General features: G+C 57.6%; 22 protein-coding genes and 1 tRNA gene. 6 read left to right on the top strand and 17 right to left on the bottom strand.

What is annotated here, in order from left to right:
- Positions 1–34 precede the first annotated feature (34 nt).
- Entirely contained in the window at positions 35–2,188 is a 2,154-nt protein-coding gene (locus tag THISIDRAFT_RS02590) for a hybrid sensor histidine kinase/response regulator (protein WP_006786673.1), read from the top strand.
- A gap of 69 nt (positions 2,189–2,257) precedes the next feature.
- Here the strand turns inward: THISIDRAFT_RS02590 and THISIDRAFT_RS02585 are convergent, their stop codons facing one another.
- Together THISIDRAFT_RS02585 and THISIDRAFT_RS02580 are read right to left on the bottom strand one after the other, a co-directional pair.
- The gene (locus THISIDRAFT_RS02585; protein ID WP_006786672.1) at positions 2,258–6,844 is read right to left on the bottom strand and encodes a bifunctional diguanylate cyclase/phosphodiesterase; all 4,587 of its coding nucleotides are present in this window, start codon (positions 6,842–6,844) and stop codon (positions 2,258–2,260) included.
- Positions 6,845–7,094: 250 nt separating this feature from the next.
- Positions 7,095–7,171 (bottom strand) — tRNA-Met (locus THISIDRAFT_RS02580).
- A 253-nt stretch (positions 7,172–7,424) separates the two neighbouring features.
- On the opposite strand from THISIDRAFT_RS02580, the gene THISIDRAFT_RS02575 reads away from it, so the two are divergent.
- The 3 genes from THISIDRAFT_RS02575 to THISIDRAFT_RS02565 are packed head-to-tail and all read left to right on the top strand — an operon-like array spanning position 7,425 to position 12,800.
- Positions 7,425–10,181: an MFS transporter gene (locus THISIDRAFT_RS02575; protein ID WP_159098502.1), complete on the top strand. Its 2,757-nt coding sequence runs from the start codon at positions 7,425–7,427 to the stop codon at positions 10,179–10,181.
- Positions 10,162–11,484 carry a hypothetical protein gene (locus THISIDRAFT_RS02570; protein WP_006786670.1) on the top strand — a complete coding sequence of 441 codons (1,323 nt, stop codon included), beginning with the start codon at positions 10,162–10,164 and terminating at the stop codon, positions 11,482–11,484. The genes THISIDRAFT_RS02575 and THISIDRAFT_RS02570 overlap by 20 nt, the downstream gene beginning before the upstream one ends.
- Positions 11,481–12,800 carry a hypothetical protein gene (locus tag THISIDRAFT_RS02565; RefSeq protein ID WP_006786669.1) on the top strand — a complete coding sequence of 440 codons (1,320 nt, stop codon included), beginning with the start codon at positions 11,481–11,483 and terminating at the stop codon, positions 12,798–12,800. Before THISIDRAFT_RS02570 ends, THISIDRAFT_RS02565 begins: the two co-directional genes overlap by 4 nt.
- Positions 12,801–12,806: 6 nt before the next feature.
- Here the strand turns inward: THISIDRAFT_RS02565 and THISIDRAFT_RS02560 are convergent, their stop codons facing one another.
- The 5 genes from THISIDRAFT_RS02560 to THISIDRAFT_RS02545 all read right to left on the bottom strand — a co-directional run bounded on the left by THISIDRAFT_RS02560 (position 12,807) and on the right by THISIDRAFT_RS02545 (position 16,766).
- A complete protein-coding gene (locus tag THISIDRAFT_RS02560) occupies positions 12,807–14,063 on the bottom strand; it encodes an MFS transporter (RefSeq protein WP_006786668.1) in 1,257 nt (418 codons plus the stop codon).
- A gap of 176 nt (positions 14,064–14,239) precedes the next feature.
- Positions 14,240–14,614 (bottom strand): RNA-guided endonuclease TnpB family protein, encoded by a 375-nt coding sequence (locus THISIDRAFT_RS14620; RefSeq protein ID WP_006786667.1) that lies wholly within the window; start codon positions 14,612–14,614, stop codon positions 14,240–14,242.
- Positions 14,615–14,645: 31 nt separating this feature from the next.
- Positions 14,646–15,035 carry an RNA-guided endonuclease InsQ/TnpB family protein gene (locus THISIDRAFT_RS14615; protein WP_246585311.1) on the bottom strand — a complete coding sequence of 130 codons (390 nt, stop codon included), beginning with the start codon at positions 15,033–15,035 and terminating at the stop codon, positions 14,646–14,648.
- A gap of 214 nt (positions 15,036–15,249) precedes the next feature.
- Positions 15,250–16,458: a methyl-accepting chemotaxis protein gene (locus THISIDRAFT_RS02550; RefSeq protein WP_006786665.1), complete on the bottom strand. Its 1,209-nt coding sequence runs from the start codon at positions 16,456–16,458 to the stop codon at positions 15,250–15,252.
- A gap of 56 nt (positions 16,459–16,514) precedes the next feature.
- Entirely contained in the window at positions 16,515–16,766 is a 252-nt protein-coding gene (locus THISIDRAFT_RS02545; RefSeq protein ID WP_006786664.1) for a hypothetical protein, read from the bottom strand.
- On the opposite strand from THISIDRAFT_RS02545, the gene THISIDRAFT_RS15255 reads away from it, so the two are divergent.
- Positions 16,765–17,058 carry an IS1/IS1595 family N-terminal zinc-binding domain-containing protein gene (locus THISIDRAFT_RS15255; protein WP_418896121.1) on the top strand — a complete coding sequence of 98 codons (294 nt, stop codon included), beginning with the start codon at positions 16,765–16,767 and terminating at the stop codon, positions 17,056–17,058. The genes THISIDRAFT_RS02545 and THISIDRAFT_RS15255 overlap by 2 nt on opposite strands.
- Before the next feature lie 172 nt (positions 17,059–17,230).
- On the opposite strand, the gene THISIDRAFT_RS15445 is transcribed toward THISIDRAFT_RS15255, so the two are convergent.
- The 8 genes from THISIDRAFT_RS15445 to THISIDRAFT_RS02510 form a co-directional block, all read right to left on the bottom strand.
- Positions 17,231–17,329 (bottom strand): IS1/IS1595 family N-terminal zinc-binding domain-containing protein, encoded by a 99-nt coding sequence (locus THISIDRAFT_RS15445; protein WP_472910295.1) that lies wholly within the window; start codon positions 17,327–17,329, stop codon positions 17,231–17,233.
- 2 nt (positions 17,330–17,331) lie between these two features.
- Positions 17,332–17,916, bottom strand: a complete 585-nt coding sequence (locus THISIDRAFT_RS02540) for a retropepsin-like aspartic protease family protein (protein ID WP_246585310.1) — start codon at positions 17,914–17,916, stop codon at positions 17,332–17,334.
- Positions 17,917–18,089: 173 nt separating this feature from the next.
- Positions 18,090–18,671 (bottom strand): superoxide dismutase, encoded by a 582-nt coding sequence (locus THISIDRAFT_RS02535; protein ID WP_006786662.1) that lies wholly within the window; start codon positions 18,669–18,671, stop codon positions 18,090–18,092.
- 182 nt (positions 18,672–18,853) lie between these two features.
- Entirely contained in the window at positions 18,854–19,165 is a 312-nt protein-coding gene (locus THISIDRAFT_RS02530) for a YqfO family protein (RefSeq protein WP_006786660.1), read from the bottom strand.
- 69 nt (positions 19,166–19,234) lie between these two features.
- Positions 19,235–19,450, bottom strand: coding sequence for a HypC/HybG/HupF family hydrogenase formation chaperone (locus THISIDRAFT_RS02525; protein WP_006786659.1), 216 nt, complete (start codon positions 19,448–19,450; stop codon positions 19,235–19,237).
- A 123-nt stretch (positions 19,451–19,573) separates the two neighbouring features.
- Positions 19,574–20,332, bottom strand: coding sequence for a peptidoglycan editing factor PgeF (gene pgeF, locus THISIDRAFT_RS02520; RefSeq protein ID WP_006786658.1), 759 nt, complete (start codon positions 20,330–20,332; stop codon positions 19,574–19,576).
- A 12-nt stretch (positions 20,333–20,344) separates the two neighbouring features.
- Positions 20,345–21,700, bottom strand: a complete 1,356-nt coding sequence (locus THISIDRAFT_RS02515) for an N-acetylmuramoyl-L-alanine amidase (protein ID WP_040851659.1) — start codon at positions 21,698–21,700, stop codon at positions 20,345–20,347.
- A gap of 243 nt (positions 21,701–21,943) precedes the next feature.
- A complete protein-coding gene (locus tag THISIDRAFT_RS02510) occupies positions 21,944–23,017 on the bottom strand; it encodes a glycosyltransferase family 2 protein (protein ID WP_006786655.1) in 1,074 nt (357 codons plus the stop codon).
- Positions 23,018–23,159: 142 nt separating this feature from the next.
- Between THISIDRAFT_RS02510 and THISIDRAFT_RS02505 the strand changes: the two genes are divergently transcribed.
- Complete coding sequence (locus THISIDRAFT_RS02505; RefSeq protein ID WP_006786654.1) at positions 23,160–24,122, top strand: RluA family pseudouridine synthase; 963 nt, start codon at positions 23,160–23,162, stop codon at positions 24,120–24,122.
- A 24-nt stretch (positions 24,123–24,146) separates the two neighbouring features.
- Here THISIDRAFT_RS02505 and THISIDRAFT_RS02500 read toward each other — a convergent pair whose 3' ends face one another.
- Both THISIDRAFT_RS02500 and THISIDRAFT_RS02495 read right to left on the bottom strand, forming a co-directional pair.
- Entirely contained in the window at positions 24,147–24,653 is a 507-nt protein-coding gene (locus THISIDRAFT_RS02500; RefSeq protein WP_006786653.1) for an NfeD family protein, read from the bottom strand.
- Positions 24,654–24,691: 38 nt separating this feature from the next.
- The gene (locus THISIDRAFT_RS02495; protein WP_006786652.1) at positions 24,692–25,633 is read right to left on the bottom strand and encodes an SPFH domain-containing protein; all 942 of its coding nucleotides are present in this window, start codon (positions 25,631–25,633) and stop codon (positions 24,692–24,694) included.
- Positions 25,634–25,699: the final 66 nt, after the last annotated feature.

Genomic DNA, 25,699 nt, shown 5'->3' with positions numbered 1-25,699 from the left:
TCATCTTTTTCCTGTACCTTGCAAACAGATTCTCATGGCGATAGACATCAAACGCTTTCTCATTCGTTTTGTCGAAGAGGCCCGCGAACACCTGCGCCAGATGGAGGAGCGGATCAATCATCTGGAGACAACACCGCAAGATATTGAGGCGGTGCATGCCTTGTTTCGTTCGGCGCACACGATCAAAGGTTCGTCCAGAATGCTCAAGCTGTTGCCGATTACCGACACGGCCCATGCCCTGGAGGATGTGCTCGGGGACTTGCGCGAGGGCAATGTGGCCTTTACTGCGGGCTTGGGACGCCTATTGCGCCAAGCCTGTGATGCTTTGGCAAGCCAGGTGGATCAGCTGGAAGCAGGGAACGAGCTGTCCCCAGCGGATGCGGCGCTGTGTGCGGCCTTGAAAGCGCCGCTGAGCGCAACCGCCACAGCGCCCACTGAGGTGTCTGCGCCGGTCGTCGATCAGCCTCCCGTCTCCCCGGCGGAATCTCCCGCCCCGCCCCCGGATGACGCGCCCGCCGCCGTAGAATCCAGCGCGCCGGAGGTGCGACTCAAAACGGCGGCCACCGTGCGGGTTCCTCTGGTCAAGATGGATGAGCTGATCAAATTGATGGGCGAGGTCATCTCCAGTCATGCACGGTTGCGCCAGCGGGTGAGCGATATTCGCGGCATTGAACGTGAGGCCGATGTCTCCGCTGCGCTCAGCGCCCCGCTGCACCGCTTTGCCCGTCAGCTGCAAGATGATGTATTTGAACAGGCCCTGCTGATGGAGGAGTTGCACAACAAGGCGCTGATCATGCGCATGTTACCGCTGGCGCTGGTGTTTGAACCGGCGGCGCGGATGGTGCGCGAGCTGGGGCGCTCGATGGGTAAAGAGATTGAGTGCAAAATCAGCGGCATGGACATCGAGCTGGATCGTCAGGTGATTGAGCGTTTAAATGACCCCATTGTGCATCTGTTACGCAATGCCGTCGATCATGCCATTGAGCCGCCTGAGACCCGGGAAGCCGCTGGCAAGCCGCGCTATGGCACCGTGCAGCTCAATGCCCGTCAGGATGGCGGTTTTGTGGTGATAGAACTGAGCGACGACGGTGCGGGATTGCCGCTGGCGCTGATCCGTGACAAGGCCATTCGCAAGGGTCTGCTGTCTACCGAGCAAGCGGCCGCTTTGCCAGAAAATGAGCTGATTGAGCTGATTTTTACCCCCGGTTTTAGTACCAGTGCCATCATCACCGATGTCTCCGGCCGGGGGGTGGGCATGGATGTGGTCAAACGCTGCGTAGTGGATGAATTGCAGGGGGCGATCTCGGTGGAAACCTTACCCGGTCAGGGGACCACCTTCAGCCTGCGTTTACCGCTGTCGCTGGCGATGATGCGGGTGTTATTGGTGCAAACCGGGACGCAGTGCTTTGGTCTGAGCGCGCAATACATTGCACAATTGCTGGAGGTCGAAGACCGGCAACTGTTTTTGGTGGCCAAACGTCAGACTGTGGTGATTGATAATGAATTCGTCCCGGTGCTGGATCTGGCGGCCTTGCTCTCTCTGCCAAGCCCTGCCCAGAGTACACGCAAGGTGCATCTGCTGGTGGTGGTACGGGTGCGCAACGCCAAATTAGCACTCAAAGTCAATGATCTGGTCGATGAGCAGGATATGGTGATCAAACCGCTGCCAGCACACCTGCGTGACAGAGTTTTAATCGCTGGCATGGTCATGACCGGCAACAGTGAGCTGATCAGCATCCTGCATGCCCCGGCCTTGATGGATCTCGCCCGGCACAACATCAGCACCACCGCGACCCGCACCACTGAGGCCAGTAGCACAACAGGGCAGCGCGTGCTGGTGGTTGATGATTCACTCAACACCCGCGAGATTGAAAAGGATTTGCTGGAAGCCCACGGCTATCAGATCACCTTGGCCGAGGATGGCCTGGATGGCTTGCAAAAGGCGCGCTCACAGTCTTTTGATGCCATTTTGACCGATGTCGAAATGCCCAATATGGACGGCTTCAGCTTAACCGCCGCCCTGCGCCAGGATGAACGCTACCGCCACACCCCGATCATCATCATCACCTCGCGGGAAAAAGAAGAAGACAAGCGCCGAGGCATTGAGGTCGGCGCGGATGCCTATATTATCAAGGGCAGCTTTGATCAAAATAACCTGCTGGACACCCTCAAAAACCTGCTGGGGTAGAGCCAGGGGCTGCGCGCACCCAGCTGCGTCAAGCCTCAGCCAGTGCCTTGATGGTGCGGACGACGATCCTCATGCATCGGGCGGTGTATAGGGCGGATTAGCGGGGAATAGCAGGGAGTGGATAGCGGCTGCGGGCAAGGGGCGACTGAAGGCATAACCTTGCAGGGCATCGCAGCCGATAGCCTCCAGGGCCTTGATTTGTGCCTCGGTTTCCACGCCTTCGGCGACCACATTCAGGCGCAGATTGCGCGCCATCGCCACAATGGTGGTGACAATCTCATAGTCACTTTGATCCTCGGTCAGATGCATCACAAACTGCCGGTCAATCTTGAGGGTATCCACGGCAAAGCGCTTGAGATAGGCCAGTGAGGAATAGCCGGTGCCAAAATCGTCAATGGCAATGTGCAGCCCTTGCGCCTTGAATTCCTGCAGCAAGTGAATGGCCTCGCTGCCTTGTTCCATGATGGCGCTTTCTGTCAGTTCAAGCTCCAGACAGTCTGCGGGTAATTGGCTGTGTTCCAGTGTCTGCGCGATCTGCTGCGGTATCTCTTTGATGCGCAGCTGACAGGCCGAGAGATTCACCGCCAGCCGAAATGGCACACTCCCCGCTGCCAACCAATGCTTGGCCTGTGTACAGGCATGCTGCAACACCCATTGCCCCAGCGGCAAAATCAGGCCGTTTTCCTCACACAGCGGAATGAACTCACTGGGCGGAATCGGGGCCGGAGCATCCACCGGATGCCAGCGCAACAGAGCCTCCAAGGCATGTAGCTGGTGCGTGCTGGCGCAGACAATCGGCTGGTAATACAGCTCAAATTCCCCATGCTCCACCGCCCGGCGTAACTGGTTTTCCAGGCGCAGGCGCCGGTCGGCGGCCTCGGTGAGGGTGCGGGTATAGAAGCGATAGGTGTTGCGGCCTTGCGCCTTGGCTTGATACATCGCGGCATCGGCGTGCTGAATCAAATGGGTTACGCTGTGCGCATCGTCGGGATACACGCTGATGCCGATACTCGCCCCAACATAGATCTCGTGCTGATCATTTAATAAAAACGGCTTTTCGAGCAAATCCAGGACTAACTGCGCCACCCGGCCCGCATCCCGGCCATGCGGCACTCCTTCCATCAGCAATAAAAATTCATCGCCCCCCAGTCGGGCCAGGGTATCTGCTTCACGCAAACGCGCACTGATGCGCTGGGTAATCGCCACCAGCAGGGCATCGCCGGTGGGATGACCGAGGCTGTCATTGACGTTTTTAAAGCGATCCAGATCAATGAATAACACGGCCAGTTGCTGTTTTTCCCGTTTTGCCTGCTCGATGGCGTGCTGCAAACGAGACTGCACCAGCACGCGATTGGGCAGGTTGGTCAGCGGGTCATAATGCGCCATGTGTTCCAGCCGCGCCTCAGACTGCTTGAGCTGGCTGATGTCGGTGAATACCCCGACATAATGGGTGGGCTGCCGGGCTTCGTTATACACCGTGCTGATGGTCAACCATTGCGGATACAGCTCGCCGTTTTTGCGCCGATTCCAGATCTCGCCTTGCCAATGTCCCTGCGCCTGCAAACACTGCCATAGCTGCGTGTAAAAGCCGGGCGGATGGTGCTGGGCGTTGAGGATATGCGGGGTTTGCCCGAGGCTTTCGTGTTCGTGATAGCCGGTGATCTCGGTATAGGCGCGATTAACCGCCACAATCCGCGCATTCAGGTCGGTGATCAACACCCCGTCGCGAGTGCTTTCAAACACGCAGGCGGCTTGACGCAGTGCCATTTCGGCCTGCTTGCGCTCGGTGATCACCTCGGTATACAAAATGATGCCGCCAATCTGCTGATGCTGATCAAACCATGGGCGGCATTCCCAGCGTGTCCATTCCACGTGCCCATCGGCGCGCTCAAAGCGATCTTCCTCACAGCGCAAGACCTCACCGGCCAGCGCACGGCGATGTACTTCGCGCCATTTTTGCGGAATATCCGGAAATACCTCGTAGTGTCGATAGCCAATCAGCTGCGTTTGCTCCACCTTGTAATCCTGCAGATAACGCTCGCTGACGTAGATATAGCGCAGTTCCTTATCATGCACGGCAATCGCATTGGGATCATGCTGAATGATATAACCCAGAAGATGATCCCAGGCTTTGAGGGCCTGCTCGTGGGCGCGCTGTTCGGTGATGTCGCGGGCGGCGGCATACACCCACTCCCCGCCTGGACTGGGGGCAGCATGCCACTCAAGCCAACGATACTGGCCATCGGGACAGCGGTAGCGATTGACGAAATTGATCACATACTCGCCCTGCGCCAGCCGGGCGATTTGCTCATGGGTATGCGCCAGGTCCTCGGGATGGACAAAATCGAGAAAGCGACAGCGTTGCAGCTGCTCGCAGGAATACCCCAGGGCCTGCTCCCAGGCCGTGTTGAGCTTGAGGAAATGCCCATCCAGATCGGCGATACACAATAAATCCAAAGCGACATCGAAAAACCCGCTCAATTCTTCGGTGGTTTTTTCCAGCGCGGCCCGCTGGGTGAACATATCCAGCGCAAAGGAGATATCCATCGCCATTTCTTCGAGCGTGCGGCAGATGTCGCCGGAAAAAAACGGACGCTGATCCGAATACAGAATCATCGCCCCGATGGCGCACCCCTGATGATAAATCGGAAAGGCCCCGGCCTCTTGAAGGTGTGCCTGCGTCAAGGCCTCAAGCCAAGGCGTGTGTGGCTGCGGGTCATAGGTTTCCGTCATGCCCTGGCGCTGGATTACATAGCGATTCAGGCGTAGCGCCCGCACCGCCAGATCCTGATCAACCAGCGCAGGTGAGTGGCTAAACAAGTCCTGCAATGATGCTAAGGCCCGTGTCTGGCGAATATGCAAGGCCACCGGCACGATCCCACCGTCAGTGGCATTCAACAGGCCAATCCAGGCCAGACAAAAACCGCCATGCTTGACCGCAATCCGGCACAATTCCGGAAACAATTCTTCCTGTCGGGTGCAGCGCACAATCGCCTGATTGGTCTGCGACAGGGTATCGTACAAATCTTTTTGTCGCTGCAGCTCCTGCGCCACCAGCCAGCGCTCGGTGATATCCTCCACCGTGGCCATCACCAGCTCGACATCGCCCCCTTCAGCGAGAATGGGCTTCACATTGACCAAGGCAAATACCACCCGCCCATCCGGGCGCAAAAAACGCTTCTCCATCTGATAACCGTCGGCCTTGCCGCCCAGCATCTGGCTAAAATGCGTCATCTCCTCGACCAGATCCTCGGGATGAGTCAGCTGCGACCAGTTTAGCGTCATCAACTCCTCGCGGGAACGGCCCAAAATATCGCACAGGCGTTGGTTGACGTTCAGACAGCGCCGATCCGATGGCTGGGTAATGGCCATGCCGATAAAGGGCAAATCAAAAAAGTATTTCAGCAGCCGGTCACGCTGTGCAGACTGTGCTTTCAGGGTCAGTTCATGCACCCGCTGCTGCTGAAACCACAGCAATACCAGCGCCGCCATCAGCGCACTGAGGGCAAAAAAATTGATCAGTGTGACCCACAGGCTTAAAGTGTTGAGATTGGCAAAAATATCGCGCTGATCGCGCTTGATCACGAGGAACCAGGAGGTCGAGGGAATCGCTTGAGACACCGCCAGCACCGGCGTTTGTCGATGATCCAGGCCCTCAAGCATACTGCCCGGAGACATCGCATCCCAGCGATAAAAAATACTGCGGGGATTGCGCAAGGCCAATGGCCCATCATCCTGCCACCGCTGATCTGGGTGCGCCCCATAGACGAGCCACAGTGCCCCGTGCTCCTCACGCAATAACAGGCTTTCTGCGCGGTGAGTGGCATCATGCCAATCCATGAGCAACTCCGTGAAAAAAACCTCGGGTTGCGTTTGCAAGAGCACAAAACCGGCCAGCTCATCTGCCGGTGCGCCGGAGCGCCGCAAAGGTATCCAAAAATCCAGGGCCAGGGCACCGTGGGTATCGTGATATAAATCCGTATGCTGTATGTCCCGAGGCAGCGACGCCCTGTCTTGCCACGGATGATTCGCGCCTTCCCCCCAAAGCTGCTCGCCCACCGCGAGCAGCAGTTGCCCTTGTGCATCAAACAACACCACCGCCCGATAGTCGCGGATGCCGCGCAACACCTCCAAACGGGTGCGCAACCGCTCCATCAACGGTGCGTCTTGGGCCACGCTGGCGGTCTGTACCAGCTCCACAAACAGCGCATTGCTCGCCAGACTCAGGCCATCCGTGCGCCGCTCAGTGAGCCACTGTTGCAGATGCGAGGCCTTAAAGCGCGAGATGACCTGCAAATCCTGATAGGCTTCCTGCATGATCTGCGGTTTTTGCAGCTTTAAAATGAGCAGCCCCGGCAAGGGGGTCATGATCAGCAGCACCAGACCCAGGATGACCAGGCGGTATCGTTGCCCGTCGCCGCGTAATGGCACCGTCTGCGAGGAGGCGCGTATGGCTCGTGGACCAAGGTTTTGCAGCTTCAGCAACAGATACAGCAAGGCGCTGCTTACTGCAACAAAGATCAAGCCCTTGATACGCTCCAGGCGCGCCAGAAACTCAGGGTCTTGTGCGAGCAAATCCAGCGCATACCCTGAGCTTACAATCCACAACGCTGCAAACAACGCATACAACAAGGCAATATGCAAAGGATTGAGCATAAATTGATGGCATTCCTCATCGAGGCTCAGGCAGCATCCGTCGCTAGATAAATCGTATGTGCGGGGTCAATGGGTTGCGGGTGTTGTTGTCAGATATTAGCCAAAAACACGCCAGCATCGCTGCCGTAGACAGCCAATAAAACACGGAACACCGATAAAATCAAGGAAAGCAGCGTGAAGAAAAGATAACAGGGGATAACGCAGAGGAAAAACAGAGAAGAACTGATAAGAGAGCATTTAACCACAAAAGTGGTAGCGGGGGCAGGATTTGAACCTGCGACCTTCGGGTTATGAGCCCGACGAGCTGCCAGACTGCTCCACCCCGCATCAAGAAGGTGGCATTATAGTCGAAAAAAAATAAAACGCAAGTCTCAATTTTCCCAGCCTGAGCGTCGAGCACCGGCCACGGCATGAAGCGGTGGGCTTTGCGTGGTTTTCATCCGTCTTGCACTCGCGGGTGTGTGCTGTTGGCATAGACGCCGGTGCAAAGGTATGATGCTGCACACCGCCACAGCTTAGATATTATACTGTGGGCGCGCTATGTTTTTGCTTGAGAGGCTCCATGCCCAAAGATTCTCCCATGTCAGTGCCTGCTGATGGCGCTCCGCCTTGCAAGATTTCGTTTTTTAGCCGCTATTGCAAGGTGATGCCGGGCGAAGGTCGTCAGGTAGTCGCCTTTGCGCTGTTTGCGATTTTGTTGCAAAGCGGTATGACCATCGGGATGGCGGCCGGTGATGCGGTGTTTTTGAACCATCTGGGGGCGGATAAGCTGTGGTTGGTGTTTATCCTCACGCCGCTGTTGATGGCGATACTGACGCCCGGATATGCTACCTGGTTGCAGCGTCATGGCATCAACCGTCTGGCAGAGCACACTTTTGTTGTTCTGGTGATCTTTGGCGTGTTGATTGCCTGGGCGGTGAGCCAGGCGGAGGGCTGGCCGGAGGGGCTGCGTCAGGCGCTGTTTATCGGCATCAAGCTGTATGCGGCCATCTGGTACATCCTTTTATATACCCTGTTTTGGAATTTCACCGACAGTTATTTCACCATTCAGGATGCCAAGCGTTTATTTCCACTGTTTAGCGCCGGGATGGCCCTGGGCAGTATTTTCGGTGCGGGGCTGGTGACGCTGCTGGCGGCGCATGTGCCGATGGCGTTTTTCTTTTTTCTGTGGGCGCTGCTGGCGTTGGTGACGCTGCCGCTGCTGGTGTTTTTGAAAAAGCGCTTTCAGCCCTTGGCGGATACCGGTGCTGACGACGATGCACAGGCGGGACGCGGCCCGACCTCGATGTTGGGCGCCTTGCTCAATTCTCCGTTTAGTCTGATTCTCGCCGGGGTCTTGTTCGTGACCCTGATCTTGACCAATCTGATTGAATATCAATATTTTGAGATTTTAGGGCGGGATCGCGATGCGGCTGAGCTGGCGGTGCTGTTTGGGCTTTTGTATGCGCTGAGTGCGCTGTTTAATCTGGTTGTTAATCTCTTTCTCTACAGTCGTCTGGTGGTCTGGCTGGGCATCCGTACCCTGATGCTGGTCATGCCGATGGTGTATTTGCTGACCTTTGCGGTGCTGTTTATTACTGATCATTTATGGGCGGCGGTGCTGGCTTTTTGGGCCTATCACGGAGTGTTGACTTCGCTGGAATACAATACCCAGAACATTTTGTTTAATGCGGTGCCGGGGCAGTATAAAAAATCCATCCGCACCTACATCGAAGGCCTGGTTGAGCCGAGCGCCAGCCTGTTTTCCGGGCTGTTTTTGCTGATTGCCGTGCCCTTGCTTGATCCGCGCAGTCTTGCGGGCATTGCCTTGCTGGTGACGGTGGTTTTGATCGGGCTGGCCTTGTTGTTGCGTCATTATTACCGTGGGGCGATGGCGGCGAATATTCAGACCATGGCCAAGCAGCAGACCTCAGGCCGCATGAATCATCCACACCGCCGCGAAGGCGATGCCCGCCTGACTGAACCGGGTAAAGGCGGGGCCAAGACGATGGAGCGTTGGGTGACTTTGTGTCTGGCGGCAGAATGGCATGGCCTGCATGGGCTGGATCAGCAGCAGGCGGTCGAGGCGGCACATGCTGGCTTGATTTCCACCTCGCGGGCGGTGGCCTGGCTCAGCGATGCCACGCCCCATCTGCGCGCTGCGGCTGCATTAACGCTGTGGCATCTGGGCGATGTGCGTTACGTCAAGGATGCCGTACAGACCCTGCATCAGCTTGCGCAGGGCGATACTCACGAGCGGATACTGGCCATTCAGGCCTACGGCTGCATGGGCGACCCGCTCAGTCTGCATGCGCTCAAGGATGCGCTGGATAGCCAGGAGCCGCGTATCCGTCATGCGGCGCTCAAGGCGCTGCAAGGGGCCTTGCGCCAAGGCATGGCTACGGCGGGGCTGGGGGAGAAATTGCTGGATATTCTCGCACAGGAGGACAGCGATAGCCGTCTGTTGGCGATTGATTGTCTGGGGATTCTGGAAGACCCCCGGCTGGTGTTGCCCATGCTGCAACTCGCTGATCGCCTGCGACCCGCCGAGCTGAAACGCCTTGAGCACACCCTGGGCCATCTGGGCATTCAGGTATTGCTGCCGGCGATGCGCGTACTTGCAGATACCGGCTTTGGGCATCGTACCCGCAGCTTAGCCGCTAATTTGGCGGCACGGATTGATCTGAATCAGGCGATTCCCTTGTTTGAAAGCATTATGGATGAGGAGCTTGAGCGGGGCTTACGGCTTCGGGCCTATGCGCAACAGCTGGACTATCGCTTGGCCACCCTGTCGGCCAAACCGCCACGCGCCTTGGCCTTGCTGCATCAACTGCTGAGCGCCAGCGCCAAACATGCCGGCTTGCGGGTGATTGAGCTGGCGGCTTTATCAGGCCGATTGCCCAGTTTTGCCAGTCTGGATCAGGCGCTCTGCTCAAAAAACCCCAAAGATCGCGCCAATGCGCTGGAAACCATCGAACAGGGGCTTAACAAGCAGCAGGTTATCCGCCTGATACGCCTGCTGGATGCTGATGCGAGCATCGCCGCGCTGGAAGTGCTGCCATCCGGCACGCCGACCGAGCTTGCCGCCTGGTTGGCCGAGGTGCTGGAGACCGCCGAGCTTGACCCACTGGAAACGGCGGTGGCGCTGGTCGCGACCGTTGGTTTGGTGATGCCTGAGCGGGCGCGGGTGACACGCTATTATCTGCTGCATGGCAGTACGCCGTTGGTGCGTCAGGCCGCCACGCTGGTGTTGGCGGCGGATAACCGCACCAACAGCGGGGATTCCCAGGAGCAGACCGCACTGCATACCTTTATCACTGATCTGGAACGCTTAGCGCATGGCCATGCATCCACATAATTCGCCCGTCATGGGTCTGGGCAGTAAGGTGCTGCTGGTGCTGGTTCCTGCTGCAATTCTGGTCACCACCACCCTGACGGTGTTGATTTACAAGGGTTTGAATCAATCCATCATTGATGGTTTTGATCGGCTGTTGATTGCCTCCAGCGTGGTCACCAGCGCCTTTATTAACACCGAGAGCCATCAGGCGCTGCTCAATGAGCGCCTCCATCAGGAGGCCAGCGCCAAGGAACTCAGCCGTGATCCGCGCTATCTTGATCATATCCGGCCCATGCGGGAGATTCGCACGCGCCTGGGCCTGACCTATTTATTTACCCAGGTACACGGACAGGAAGAAAATGAGGTGATTTACGTCTTTGATGCCAATCAGGACGATGATCACACGCCCATCGGCACTCCCGATACCCTGCCGGCTGATGCGATGCACGGCATGTATCAGGTGATTGGCGGGGCGCCGTATTACATTTCGCCGGTGCAGGCGTGGGAGGAGTGGGGACTGTTGAAATCCGGCTTTGCGCCTATCAAGAACCGGCACGGCGATATTGTCGCCGCCGCCGGGGCAGATGTGAACGTCAGCGTGATTCGAGCGCGCACCCGGGTTGCCTTGCTGACGGTGTTTTTGCTGGGCCTGGCCGCGCTCAGTGCCGGACTGGCCATCACCTGGTTTATTGCGCAGCGCTTAAGTGGCGCCATGCAAGCACTCAAAACCCTGGCGGCCCGCACTTCGGCGGGTTCAACCACGCCCCTGAATCAGCAGATGCATACGGTCCCTGAGCTTGCGCCCATCGCTGCCGGGATTGAGCAGTTACGCCGGGAGCTGACCAAAGCGCATCAGGAAGTCACCGCCGAGGCCCGCAATCTGCGCAAGCAACGCGCCACAGAAAGCGCCCATGACCACGCGGCCCAGCAGCTACAGGGAATGATGCAGCGGCTGCATCATGGCTATCTGATCAGTCTGGATCCCAAGGCGGGGCTGTATTGGCTGCACTTCACCGACCCTGCAAAGACCTTATACGATGCCACACAGCTGCGTTTGCTCGTGGATCTCGCTGGCCTTTTCAAAAGTCTGTGGCTGGCGGAACAGCAACAGCTCAACGCTTTTAGCGCCGCTGCGCGCCCTTTGCTTAAACCCGGCGAGGGCGCTTTGCTATTGATGCAAGATGACAGCCTGCGCCACCTTGCCGGCGATGTGCTGGGCGATGCGCGGGCTGCTAAACCCGTGCCAGTGCTATATCCCGGCAAAACCCTTAGCCCGGTGATTGCCTGGGAGTCACTGTGTCCGTTAAGGAGTCCCGCCGCATGAGACTCAGCATCATTTTGCCCACCCTGGTGATTCTCCTGTTTGTCAGTCTGGCGGCGCTGGCCTCTTTGTTTGATGTCTCGCTCAAGCGTCAGCAATATCTGGACAATCTCCGCCAGGAAGGCAGCGCCGTGGCCGTGGTGATGGCGGAATTTTTGACCGAGCGCGGTACCCAGGCCCTGGATAGCCGCTATCTGCCACTGGTGCGCGCCCTGAATTCCACCACGGTACACAGCATTTTTTTACCCCCGATGACGCCCGATGACATCCCGCGCTACCTTCTCGCCCGTCCGCCGAACTGGGATCTGCCTGACGAGGCGCAGGCACTACGCACCGCGCCAGGAATCCATATCGCCGGACTGAGCCGTAGCCACACTGACAACGACGCAGCTTTATATTTCACCGTATTTGCCTCCGGCACCCCGGCCGATGCCGAGCGGATGCCGGTGATTGTCGGGATCGTGCTGGAAACCACCACCTACCGCCACATGCTCAGACATGCGGCATGGCAGGCGCTGATCAGCATCAGCGTGGCGGCCTTGGTCGGGCTATTGCTGGCGGTCTATCTGCTGTGGATGCTCAATAAAGCCCTCACCCGCTTGCAACTACGCCTGCAGGCCCTTTCCCAGAAAGTGTCACCCGACAATATTGCCCCGGTGCCCCGACTGCGTGAATTTCATGAACTGGATCGCACCATCTGCCTGATGGATGAGATTGAGCGCACCGCCATTCAACGCCAGTTTGATGAATTGCTTGACGCCAACCGGATCAGCAATCAAAGCGCCCTGCGGCGTGCCCGATTCCCCGCGCACACCTTAGAGGAAGGCCACTGGGAATTCTTTATGACCCTGGTAGGCGCTGCATCCGGCCATTTTTATGCCCATGTCCTGCAACCAAAGACGCTGTATATCGTCTACGGGACAGCAGCAAGTGACGCTCAAGCCAGCCGGGCGGCGCTTTGGTGGGAACGCCAGCTCAGCCATATTTTCAAGCCGCTGGATCACGCCACGATGCAGCCGCTGTATGAACGCCACCGGCAACTCTTTGGCCAGCACACACACGTCAACCTGCTGATGTTATCGCGCCCTGCCCTGCAGGCAGGACACCCCTATAGCGCAAAAAAACTGACGCAGTTTTTGCGCGCCAGCCTCAACCCCGCCGAAACCCGCCTGGCACAGAACTGGTTTACTCATGCCCCGGCCTCCAGCGCCCTCGCCGAGATCGCCAGCGAACTGGATCAGGTGCTCAGCCAGCAACAACACTATGGCGGTGTCATCCTGCTGGCCCGCCTGCACTCCGCAGCACAGCAGAGCACATAAGGCGCATCAATCGACCGGCGGTTTCAATTCCAGCTCACGCTCCAGGTCACTGCGCGGATCCAGTTCAGCCGCCATCGCTGAAGTGCGGGTGACCGGCACAAACACCGAGCGCTCCTCGGGGGGCACGGGGCGGTCGGTATAAATGCGATACAGCGTAAACAGCGACAGCATGACCATAATCGCGCCAAACACCAGCGGCAGACGCGCACTGCTACCAAACTGCATCACCAGACCGCCGATAATGGGCCCGAAGCTGGCGCCGATGCCATTGAGTAATAACAGGCCACGGGTGATCTCCAGCACCTGACTGATGTCAGCGCGGTCGTGGGTATGTGCCACACACAGCGCGTACAGCGAAAAGGAAAAGCCGCCATACAACACGGTCATAGCCAGCAGACCCGGCAAGGACTGCCCCGCCACCAGAAAAATACCCACGGTTGCGACTGCCCCGGCGATACACACCAAGGCCAGCACGATACGCCGGTCACGATGATCCGAGAGCAAACCGATGGGCCACTGCAATAATGCCCCGCCCAGAATCGCTGCACTGACAAAGCTGGCAATCCCGACATTGGAAAGCCCGATGGATTGGGCATACAGTGCCGACAAGCCCCAAAAACCGCCGGTAATCATGCCCGAGGTAAATGTCCCCCAAAAGCCCACCGGCGAGGCCCGATACAGTGTGCGAAAGGAAAAACGCGGAATCTCAACCTGGGTCGGCTGTGAAACCTGTGTCATCGCCACCGGAATCAGTCCCAGACAAAACAGCATGGCCACCAGGGCAAAGCTGGCCAACTCCCCCGGCCCATACAGCAAAATCAGATACTGCCCAAGCCCCAGGGCAATCAGACTGATCATCATATAAATGGCAAACACCTGACCGCGCTGCTGGCGTACCGTCTCGTTGAGCCAGCTTTCCACCACCATATACAAACCCAGCACACTGACCCCGACCACCACCCGCAAAATCCACCACAGCAAGGGATAGACCAGTAGCCCGTGCGCAAAAGAAGCCACCGAAGCAATCGCCGCAAACACCACGAAAGCACGGATATGCCCGACCCGACGGATCAACATCGGACACAAATAAGAACCCAGCACATAGCCGATAAAAAAGGCCGACATAATCAGGCCGATCAACCACTGCGGAAACGCCTCAAGCCCGGCCCGTAAGCCCAGCAAGGTTCCCAGCAGCCCAGAACCGGCAAGTAAAATCCCCATGCCCAGCAAGAGGGAATAGACATTCAAAAGACTGGCAAACATTCAAACGATCCTGTTGACTGATGTGCGTGTGATGGACTTAACGGCGTTAAGCGGCATCTTGACATCCACCCCGCCCTACCTGCCTGCGCCGCGTGCGTCGCGGCAGGCAGGAAGGACGGGGATTCCTAACCTCACGATCAGGACTTTCTGTTTCAACGAGACCAGCCGATGCCGCTTTACAGCAACACGGGACTTACGTTCTCTCCACAGACTAACCCCGCCAGCCCGGCGGTTAACACATTGCGCGCTGCATTGATGTCACGGTCGTGGAGACTGCCGCATTCCGGGCAGACCCAATCTCGGACAGACAGCGGCATTTTCGCTACGGTGTGTCCACACTCAGAACAGCGTTTGCTCGACGGATACCAGCGGTCGATGCCCGCCAGCATTCGCCCACACCATTGCGCCTTGTACGTTAACTGCCGGACAAACTCCGACCAGCCTGCATCACTGATGGACTTCGCCAGACAGCGGTTCTTCTGCAGGTGGCTCACGGCCAGCGTCTCGACGGCGATCACTTGGTTTTCGTTGATCAACCGGGTTGAGCGCACGTGGCGGACGCATCTTGCGTTCGCTTGGTTTTCAGCGGCACCTGGAAGGTGCCGCCACGTCTTTGAAGGCGCTCGTCGTGTATTCCGCTGACTGCGAGCCGTCCTTGCGCTTGAACGCGGGATACCCGGCACGCTTGGCAAAAAAGTTGGCGAACGCCGTTTGCAAATGGCGTAACGCCTGCTGTACCGGAACGCTGCTGACCTCGTTGAGCCATGCATGTTCTGGCGTCTTCTTCAACTCGGTCAGAAGCGCGGAGGTCTCGTGATAGCCGACGCGCTTTTGTTCTTTGAACCACGCATCCGTACGCAGCCGCAGCATGTGGTTGTACGCGAAACGCACACAACCGAACGTCCGGGCAAGGGTTTGTTCCTGCGCGGGCGTCGGATAAAACCGGAAGCGGTAGGCGCGTTTGATGTCCATATCCATACATTACACGCGATAGCGCACTGTGTAAAACCTCAACATAGAAAGGAGCGCGGGAACGGGAGGCTTGCTTCGCAAGCCGCGCTATCCCTCCTTGGCCTTGCGGCCGGGGTTTCCCGCGCAAACTGATGAATGGCCCTCACCACACCGCGAAAGCGGTTACAGCAAGGCTTCCGGTCTCGCTACTCTGCAAGCCGGGCGCTCATCAGATCTAAAAATAGGTGATTTCACTGGGCGTGGGCTTATTTGCCTGTTCGCCGCTATGATAATGATGCTGCTCTGGCGTAGTGTAGGAAGATTGCAAAGCCTCCAGCCAGGTCTTCAGATCCACCTGGGCGCAGCGCTGTTCCTGCATACAAGAAATCAGATTATCCATATCCTGCATCACATGCCCCAGAATCTGGGTCACCCGATCCTGAAATTGCAGGGATACCAGAACCTCCGTCACCTCAGCCTGCACCGCATTGCTTTCTGTGTGCAATACCTGGGCAGATGCTTCCAGCGAGGCCATCACCGCCTGATAACGGGTCAGCACATGCTCAATGGTCTGTTGCGCATGATTGAATAACTGCTCATCCTGCTGGGCAAAATGTGCGGCGGAATCACGGGTCGCCAGAATCGCCGCATTGATTGCCTGCACCTTATGCGCAATATTCTTGCCGGCCTCGCCCGACTGGGTGGACAAGGTGCGCACCTCATCGGCCACCACGGCAAAACCGCGCCCATGCTCACCCGCCCGCGCCGCTTCAATAGCTGCATTCAATGCCAGCAAATTGGTTTGTGAGGCCAGTGCCGAAACCGCGTCGGTCATTCCTTGCATTTCCTGAGTGAAATTCGCCAGTTCGCTAATCCGCGCCAATAAATCGCGCTTGGTTCCCAAGGCCTGGCGCATATTTCCCAGCACATCGTTAAGCTCTTCGCGGGCCTTGTGCAAGGTGGTGACCACATCGTCTTCATGGCTCCCCGACGATGTGCCGGAGGCGACCAGAGCCTGCTCCAGGCGCCGGTTGATATCGGCAAAGCGCGTCGCCAATTGAGCAACCGAGTCCTCTGTATGCGCACTGCTGGCCGCCACATGACGACGCCAGATGGGAATCACCGACGCACAGACCTGCGCTAAGGGCGAAGAAACCGGAGCCGCCTGTGCATGACTCGCCTCAACCGCACGGGCCTGGCGCTGCAGCATTGTTTGCTCCCAACGCTGCAGGCTTGCATGAACCCACCACGACAGCGCCACACCCAGAACCAGCAAACCACCGCCAGCCAGCCAACGGGCAAAGCCCTGGGCCAGGATAAACACAAGCGCTGCGGCGATGATGCCCAGCAATAGCGGTGCCAGTGCGATCCCGGATGCAGGCCGTGTTGAATGCTCTGGATCAGAGGCAAAAAAATTGTTCTTGATGTTTGATACGGTTGTCATCATCGTTTCCTGTGCGTGCTACTTAAATCTTCACTCATGTGCCCCCAGGGCTAAAGCTAAAGCCGAAAGGCTTGCGCTATGCTTGGACAGGTCCGGCTAGTGTAGCGCGAAACCACGATGGCCAGCGGGACGCCAACACCCCGCGCCTTGCAGGCTTCGGCATAGCTGGTAATGGCGCAGATGATCCACTGTGCTGAAAGGCTGAACTGCTCACCCACATCAGCGTAGATGAATTGGTAGCCCTGAAAATGGTAGTGCTGAATGTGGTAAGATGTAGAGGTGATGGGTTCTAAAGCGTAAAAAGCCATGCAGTGTCCTTCGTGTCATTCAGAAAATGTGATTAAAAATGGTCGCATCCATAACCACAAGCCGAAATTCGCGTGCAAGGCGTGCGGTCGGCAGTTTGTCGAGAATCCCCAGAATCGAATCAGTGAGGATAAAAAAGCACTCATTGATAAGCTCTTATTGGAAAGCATTTCACGGGCCGGTATCGCTCGGGTCGTTGGGGTTTCAGAGCGTTGGCTACACAGCTATGTGAATCAAAAATACAAAGGAACACCTCGAAAGGTGCAGGTAAAAAAACCAAAGGCAAGCGTGTGATCCCATGCGATGCGCGGTGGTCTTTTGTGGGAAACCAGCATCATAAATCCTGGGTTTGGTGAGCGATCGATCAGGATATGGGCGAAAGGGTCGGCGTGTGTGTCGGGGATCGAAGTCAGCCAGGGGCCTAAAGCCCTTGGGTTCCTAGCCGACTTCGATTATCCATCAGTGCCTATTGATCCGCGCTGATGCGATGCTTGATAAACTGCCGACCACAGGCCTTGCACGCGAATTTGGGTTTGTGGTTATGGATACGGCCATTTTTAATCACGGTTAATAACGCTGTTCCAGCACCAGGGCGCCGGATTCGTTGCGCAGGTTGAGTGCATTGAGAAAGGACATGCCGAGTAAAGCGATGTGCGGGCTGTCGCCGGGTAAAACCAGCGCTTGCACATGGTGTTGGCGGATGCTGCCAATGATGACATGATCCAGTACGATGCGATAACCGAGGGTATTTCCAGAGGCAGTCATCACCGGCGTCAATACGCCACGGCTATAGTCGATATTCAGGCGCTGCGCCTGGGTTGCACTGAGAACGACTGAGCTGGCGCCGGTATCGACTAAAAAACGCACGGCGGTGCCGTTAATGCTGCCGGTGGTCGTGTAGGCTCCGGAAGAGTCGCGATAAATGCGGGTGCTGGCCTGGCGCGGTGTCTGATAAGCTCCGCCGACCCGTCCACCGAGGGTGAATTCGCGTTCCTGATCATCCATCAGCAGGCGGACGCGCCCCATGCGCGCATCGGTGGATAGCAGGCGGGCACCGCTGGTACTGGATTCACCGATTTTTAGCTGGGTGCGTTCATCACCGATCTGGATTACCGCACGATCACTGAATACCGCCAATACTTGTACATCCATCGCCCACAGCGTCGCGGGCGACAAACACCACCACAGCGCCCAGCCAAATAACGGCCATCGGCATCGAGCCATTCGCAGCATGACAACCCCCTATCAACGGTTTGCGCGCCTCCCGCGAGTGCTGTGTGGCCCGCGTTTGCTTTACAGCAAACGCGCAACCCTTCGCTGGCGGATCAGCGCAATTGTGCCGCGACAAACGGCCAGTTGACCAATTCCCAAAACGCGGCCAGGTATTTGGGCCGGGCATTGCGGTAGTCAATGTAATAGGCATGTTCCCAGACATCGATGGTCAGCAGTGGCGTTTTGCCCTCGGTCAGCGGACAGGCGGCATTGCCGGTGTTCACAATCTCCAGCGCACCGGCCGCGTTTTGCACAAGCCAGGTCCAGCCAGAGCCAAAGTTGCCGGTCGCTGAGGCGCTGAATTTTTCTTTGAACGCCTCAAATGAACCAAAGTGCTGATCAATCAGGGCCGCTAATGAACCGGATGGTGCGCCACCCGCCTGCGGGGCCAGGCAATTGAAATAAAAAGTATGATTCCACACCTGCGCGGCATTATTGAAAAGGCCACCGGCAGGAGCCTTTTTGACGATCTCCTCCAGACTCAGACCGTCAAATTCCGTGCCAGCAATCAGCTTATTGAGATTGTCCACATAGGTCGCATGATGCTTGTCGTGATGAAACTCCAGCGTTTCCGGTGAGATATGCGGCATCAGCGCATCTTTGGCATAAGGCAGTTCGGGTAATTGATGTTGCATGATTTTAATCCTTCATGTCGTTGTGAAAACCTCACCCCTGGGCGAGGCGTTTGGCTAGTTTGAGCTGGCCCCCTAAACATACACTATTTTGCACAAGCTGACAGGAGCGGCGCATATCCTCCCAGAGCGAGCACATATAAAATTTCCGCTCAAAGCGCCATAGCGCTTGGTGAAAAAAATGGCTAAAAATCCGCCATGCGCCAGACATCAAAGGCGGGTTCTTCATAGGGGTGGGCGGCGCGCAGGGCGGCTACGGCGTGCGCGATCAGTTCATCACGACATACCAGCTCTACGCGCAGCTCTTCGATATGGTTGAGCTGTCCGGCTTCGCCGACAAAGGGATTGGCGTGTGCCATTGCACGAAACTGCCCGCGTCCGAGGGTTTCAAAGCAGCAGTGCTCATAATCGCCGATCTGTCCTGCGCCGGTGGCAAACACGGCGGCTTTGACGGTTTCGGCGTGTTCTGGTGGTACGAAAAAAACCAGTTTATACATCATGCGCTCCCACGGTGGTGGCGGGAAAATGCCACCTTCGTTGCCGCCATTTGCTGAATTATCAACGTGCTATAGTATGGCATCGTAGAGTTCCCAGGCGCTGCGGGCTTCCTCGGCGCTGATTTTCTGGATGGCATAGCCCACATGCACAATCACATGATCACCGGGGATGATGGGTTCGCCCTGCAATAAAAACAGGCTGACATCGCGGCTGATGCCTTTGGCCTCACAGCGGGCGTTATACCCGTCAATCTCTACAACCTGCATGGGAATCGCTAGACACATAAGCATACCTTGGGTGTGGTGGCATCTCTTGGATGAGCATCCGCTCCACCTGCGGCGCGACGTTCCCTTGGCAGGGAGGTGCGTCCTGGTTTGGCGCCGCTGGCAGGGGGGGTTTTGCATGCATTATGGCGCAAACCAGATCAGCGTAGCCATACGTCCGGTCTGGCCGTCGCGGCGGTAGGAAAAAAAGCGGCGCAGATCATGAAAGGTGCAGGATGGCTCGGCACTGATGTTCACGACGCCGAGCTGCTGCAAACGATGCTGGGCCAGTGCCTGTAAATCCGCCAGCCAGCGCTCCTGGGTTAAATAGGTAAAGGCGGGAGCGGTTTGTCTGTCCTGATCGACAAAGGCGTGGTAAACCTCGCTGCCCACTTCGTAGGCAGATGGTCCGATGCACGGCCCAAGCCAGGCATAGAGCCGAGAGGCTGGGGTCTTTAGCGCCTGCACGGTGGCTTCCAGCACACCTTGGGCCAGCCCGCGCCAGCCGGCATGAGCGACGGCTACTGCATCCCCGTGCTGAGTACACAACAACACCGGCAGGCAATCGGCGGTCATGACCGCGCATACCACATTGGGCGTTTGGCTAAAGGCGGCATCCGCCTGCGGGGGGGCTTGGGCATTCACAAAGTCGGCAGCATCAATCACCTCACAGCCATGCACTTGCGTCAGCCAGACCGGCGGCCCCGGCAGTTGCAGCTGGGTGGCCAGCCAGGTACGGTTTTCTTCTACCACGGCGGCCTCATCGCCCACATGCAAGGCCAGATTCAGCTCAGCAAAGGGGGCCGCACTGTTACCCCCCAAGCGAGTAGTGCTGAAGGCAGAGACCCGTGACGGTGCCGGCCATTGCGGTCTAAGCCCGTGGTTGTGCCATTGCGCGTTCATGGACGTGCCTCTTTAGCTGCTGCGTTGCGGAATGCGCAATACCTGGCCGACCTGCACCCGGTCATTGCGCAGATTATTGTATTGACGCAGCTCGGCGGCGCTGAGCTGATAGCGCTGGGCAATGGTGGAGAGGGTTTCGCCGCGCTGGATCACATGCTGCTGGCGCCGGGTTTCGGCAATCAGGGTGCCCGGTGGGGCATGTTGATTAAAATAGGCGCGCAGTCCGCCGAGAATGGCTTGAGCAATGGATTGCTGGAAATTGGCATCGCGCAGTTTGCGCTCTTCTTCCGGATTGGAAATAAAGGCGGCTTCCACCAGCACCGAGGGCACATCCGGGGAACGCAACACGGCAAAGGCGGCGCGTTCAACCTGCCGACTGCGCACTTTACCAACGCGGTGCATCTCACCGATCAAGGCATCGGCCAGCGTGGCGCTCGCCTCCAGGGTGGCGGTCTGTGAAAGATCAAGCAAGACCGAGGCCAGTACATCATCTTTATTCGTAATCGGGACGCTGCCTAAACGTCGGTCGGCCTCATTTTCGCGCGCGGCCAGCCAGCGGGCGGCTTCACTGGTCGCTCCGCGATCAGACAGGATGTAGACCGAGGAGCCTTGGGCGTTGCGATTGGGCGCAGCATCCGCATGGATGGAGATAAACACATCGGCCTGCTGTTCGCGGGCGCGGTCAATGCGCTGGCGCAAGGGCAGGAAGTAATCGCCGGTGCGAATCATCACCGGACGCATCCCGCGCTCGTTATTCACCAGGCGTTCGAGTCGCCGGGCAATGGCCAATACGATGTCCTTTTCATAGGTTCCCGCCTGGCCAATGGCACCGGGATCTTTGCCGCCATGACCGGCGTCAATGGCGACGATCACATCCCGCGACCGCGAGACCGGGGCGGCGGCCACTACCGGACGCGGCGCTGCTGCTCCCCCTTGCAGATCAATCACCAGCCGATGCCCGGCACCCTGCCCTGGGCGCAATAGGAAACTGCGCGGCTGCGTAGGCGCGCTGAGATCCAGGACAAGGCGCAGATCATGGGTATTGCGTGGGGCATGGCGCACGCCGCGCAAGGGCGGCGGCGCATTGGCGGGCAGATTCAGATTGGCCGTACTGCGGGTGCGCGTTAAGTCAATGACAACGCGATCAGGATTACTCAAGGTAAAGACCTTGTGCTCAACTGCGCCCGAGAGATCAAAGACCAGGCGTGTGACCTGACCTTCATTGGAGACGCGCATCCCCGTAATGCGCGCCTGGGTATTGGCATGGAGCAATCCTGGCCCCAACAAAGCGGTGGCGCCCAAGCCCCCGGCCAGCAACAGCCGCAGCACTTGACGCCGCTGTAGTTCAACATCTGCTGGTTTCACAATACACCCCCTCACATTCAGCATCCGGCGAATCCCTCATAGGCCGACCGCGCGCATGCAGGATCAGGCGGATGCAACACAAACACAACACCGAAATAATATGCTACAAGTACCCATCTGATATTGTGGACGATAAAAATAAAAATTCAAGTAAATTTAAATGTTTTTTAATGGGATATGATGTTTATCTATTGTTGTGCATTAATTTTTTGTGGCGCTGTGGATACGCGCATTGCCTGCGGATTTTCAGGCATCTGCGGCGGGAGTGTCAGAGGAAGCGGTGGGGCGAGGTGTAAACCAGCCGGCGGGTGGTAGCGGCCTGTTAGCGGTGCGGATGACATACGAGCGGGCGTGGCCAGATTCAAAATAGGTGCGCGAGATCATCTCGCTGAGCACCCCGGTGGTGAGCAGCTGCACCGAAACCAGCACACACAGCACACCAATGATCAACAGCGGTCGGGTGCCGATGGAAGCGCCCCACACCAGCTTTAAGGTAAACAGATAGCTGAGGATCAGCCCGCCCAGGGCGCCGAAAAACAGGCCGATGCTGCCAAAAAAGTGCCCTGGACGGGCCTTGTAGCGCATGAAAAAATACACCGATAATAAATCCAGAATCACCCGCAGGGTGCGTGACAGCCCATACTTTGAGACCCCGCTGGCACGCGGATGGTGGCGTACCACATATTCACCGATGCGCCCCGGACAGGTCTGGGTGGCGATCCAGGCGGGAATAAAACGGTGCATCTCGCCATACAGGCGCACCCCTTTGAGCACCTCGGCACGAAACACCTTGAGACTGCAACCATAGTCGTGCAGATTCACCTTGGTAATCGCCCGGATCAGGCGATTGGCGATGCGTGAGGGGATTTTGCGTCGCCATAAATCATCCTGGCGATCCTTGCGCCAGCCCGCTACCATATCAAGCTGCTCATCCAGCAGCAGGGCCAGCATGAGCGGAATGTCGTGCGGATCATTTTGTAAATCGCCATCCAGCAGCGCAATCACCGTGCCTCGCGCATGATCAATGCCCGCTTGCATCGCCGCCGTTTGGCCAAAATTGCGTTGCAGCGCAAGCACCTGCACATGCGGGCCATAATGCGCCTGCTGGGCCTGCATTTGTGTCAGGGTGCGATCTGCACTGCCATCATCAATCAGCAGCAGCTCCCACGGACACGGGAGCGCCGCCAGCGCCTCGTGCACCCGCGCCACCAGCGGAGCAATATTATCTTCCTCGTTATAAAATGGAATCACCACCGACAGACTGGGGGCAGACGAAGGCAGCGCAGTGGATACAGCACAATGTTCAGCGGGAGAATGCATGAATGGCTAAGCGACTCAGGGTTATCAGGGAGGGAGCGGTCTGTTTGTCTGGCATAAAAACGTGGCGGCATCATCGTGATGCCGCCGCAAAAAAAAGCGACACCTGGAAGGTGTCGCCACCTTTACGGCAACACCACATAGTATGACAAAAAACAGCCAATTACACAGCGTTACCTACCACGAAGTCAGCCCGGAACATGCCGGACAACGCCTCGACAATTATCTGATGCGCGAACTCAAAGGCGTTCCCAAAAGCCATATCTATCGCATGTTGCGCACCGGCGAAGTCCGGGTCAACAAAGGCCGGGTAAAGCCTGAGCGCCGTCTGGAGGGGGGCGATATCATCCGCCTGCCGCCACTGCGCCTGCCCGCCCAGGCCGATCTGGGCAGCGCGCCCTTACCCGAGGGACTGGCGCAAACCCTGAAAGCGGCGCTGCTCTGGCAAGGCCAGGGGCTTTTATGCCTGAATAAACCCGCCGGACTGGCAGTGCATGGCGGCAGTGGCATCACCGTCGGGGTGATTGAGGCGCTGCGGCGTCTGTGGCCCGAACGCCCCTTTCTGGAGCTGGTGCATCGGCTGGATCGTGATACCAGCGGCTGCCTGCTTCTGGCCGAACAGCGCGAGGCCTTGCTGCAGGCACAGCAACTGTGGCGCGATGGGCAGGTGATCAAGGAATATCTGGCGCTGGTGGTGGGGCGCTGGCAGGGCGGCCCGCGTGAGGTGGATAAAGCCCTGGCGCGCACCCTGCAAAGCAAGGCCGCACGCCTGGTCTGCGTAGACGAAGAAGACGGTAAAGATGCCCAGACCCTGTTCACCCCCTTGGTGCGTTATCCCCAAGTCACCCTGGTGCGGGCGCAGATCATGACCGGACGCACCCATCAAATCCGCGTCCACGCCGCCCATCTGGGCCATCCGCTGGCCGGTGATCGCCATTACGGTGACTTCGCCGCCAACCGCCAGCTGCGGGCGCTGGGCTTAAAACGCCTGTTTTTACATGCCCACATCCTGCGCTTCCCCTGGCCTGACCAGCCACGCAACTGGCACATCAAGGCCCCGCTGGATACCCCGCTGCAACAGCTACTCCAGCGGCTGGAACACCGCTAACCCTCAAAGCGCCAAGAGCCAGGCTTAGTCTTTTTCCAAGACTTCGGGTGGCAGGGGGGGAGGGTCCTCGTCCTGCCCGGTCGGCGTGACGGGGCGAACCTTGAACTGAATGCCTTGGTGTTCATAGGCCAGCACCACATCCCCGGCTTTGATGCTATCGGGTCCGAGGGCGGTGTAGGTGGTATCGCCGACGCGGATGCGTCCACGCCCGACGCTAAAATCAACGGCGGCGATATATTCCTTATGCAGCATACCGTCCATTTCCTGATTAAGCACCGGCAGGCCGGCGGCTTTTTGTTTGCCACGGCGCTGAATCCAAAAGCCCAGCGAACCGGAAGACAGCAAGGCCACCGCAAAAAACAAAAAATACCAGCCGGAGGGCAGATCAGGAAATAAGACGATCAATAGGGCCGACAACAAGGCTCCCAAGCCAATCCACAGCAAAAACACGCCGGGGACAACGATCTCCAGACCAATCAGGATCACACCAGCAATGACCCAATACCAGGGGTTGGTTAAGGCGGTTTCCATTTCGTGCGCTCTGTATAAGCTTAGGCAGGATGCGGCGATTATTTATTGCCAAGCGTTGGCGACTTCGATGCCGCGATCTGCTGCAACAGCTCAGAGACCCCGGCGATAGCACCCGTCACCCCGGTGGCCTCAATCGGCATCAAAACCAGCTTGCTGTTATCCGCCCCGCCGATGGTCTGCAAGGCCTCGACATATTTCAGCCCAAGGAAATACTGCACCGCCTGAACATTCCCCGCTGAAATGGCCTCCGACACCATGCGCGTGGCCTCTGCTTCAGCCTGCGCCTCACGCTCACGGGCCTCGGCTTCCAGAAAGGCCGCCTGGCGGGCACCTTCCGCACGCAGAATCGCCGCCTGTTTTTCACCTTCGGCCCGCAAGATCTCGGCCTCACGCTCGCCGGTGGCTTCCAGTACCTGAGCGCGCCGCCGCCGTTCAGCGGTCATCTGCATATTCATGGCTTTTTGTAATTCAGCTTCCATGCGCAAATCGCGAATTTCAATGCGCACGATCTTGATACCCCAGGGATTGGTCGCCTCATCGACAATCGTCATCAAAACATCATTGATTTTCTGCCGATTGGACAGGGTATCATCCAGATCCATGGAACCGATCACCGAACGCAGATTGGTGGTGGTCAGATTGACAATCGCCTCTTCCAGATTGCGCACCTGATAAGACGCTGCTGCAGCATCATCAATGCGGAAAAAAACCACTCCATCGGCCACCACTGCCGCATTATCACGGGTAATCACCGTCTGCGCGGGAACATCAAGCACCTGCTCCATCACCGTCAGCTTGCGACCAATGCCGTCGATAAAGGGCACAATAAAATTCAACCCGGATTCAAGGGTATGGGTATAGCGACCAAAGCGTTCCACCGTCCACTTTTCCCCCTGGGGAACCGCTTTAACCGCCGTGATCAGAGTTACAATCGCAACAATGACAACAACCAGAGCGACAATTTCAAATAGGCTGATCATGATAAAAATCTCCCAGCTTGCGCGGTGAGTACTGCGTGGTGAATAAAGCTAGACAAAGATAGCCTG

This window comes from Thiorhodospira sibirica ATCC 700588 (assembly GCF_000227725.2).
Lineage (GTDB): Bacteria > Pseudomonadota > Gammaproteobacteria > Ectothiorhodospirales > Ectothiorhodospiraceae > Thiorhodospira > Thiorhodospira sibirica.
Note: the sequence above shows the minus strand (reverse complement) of the source record. Positions and strands in the feature narration are given on the sequence as shown.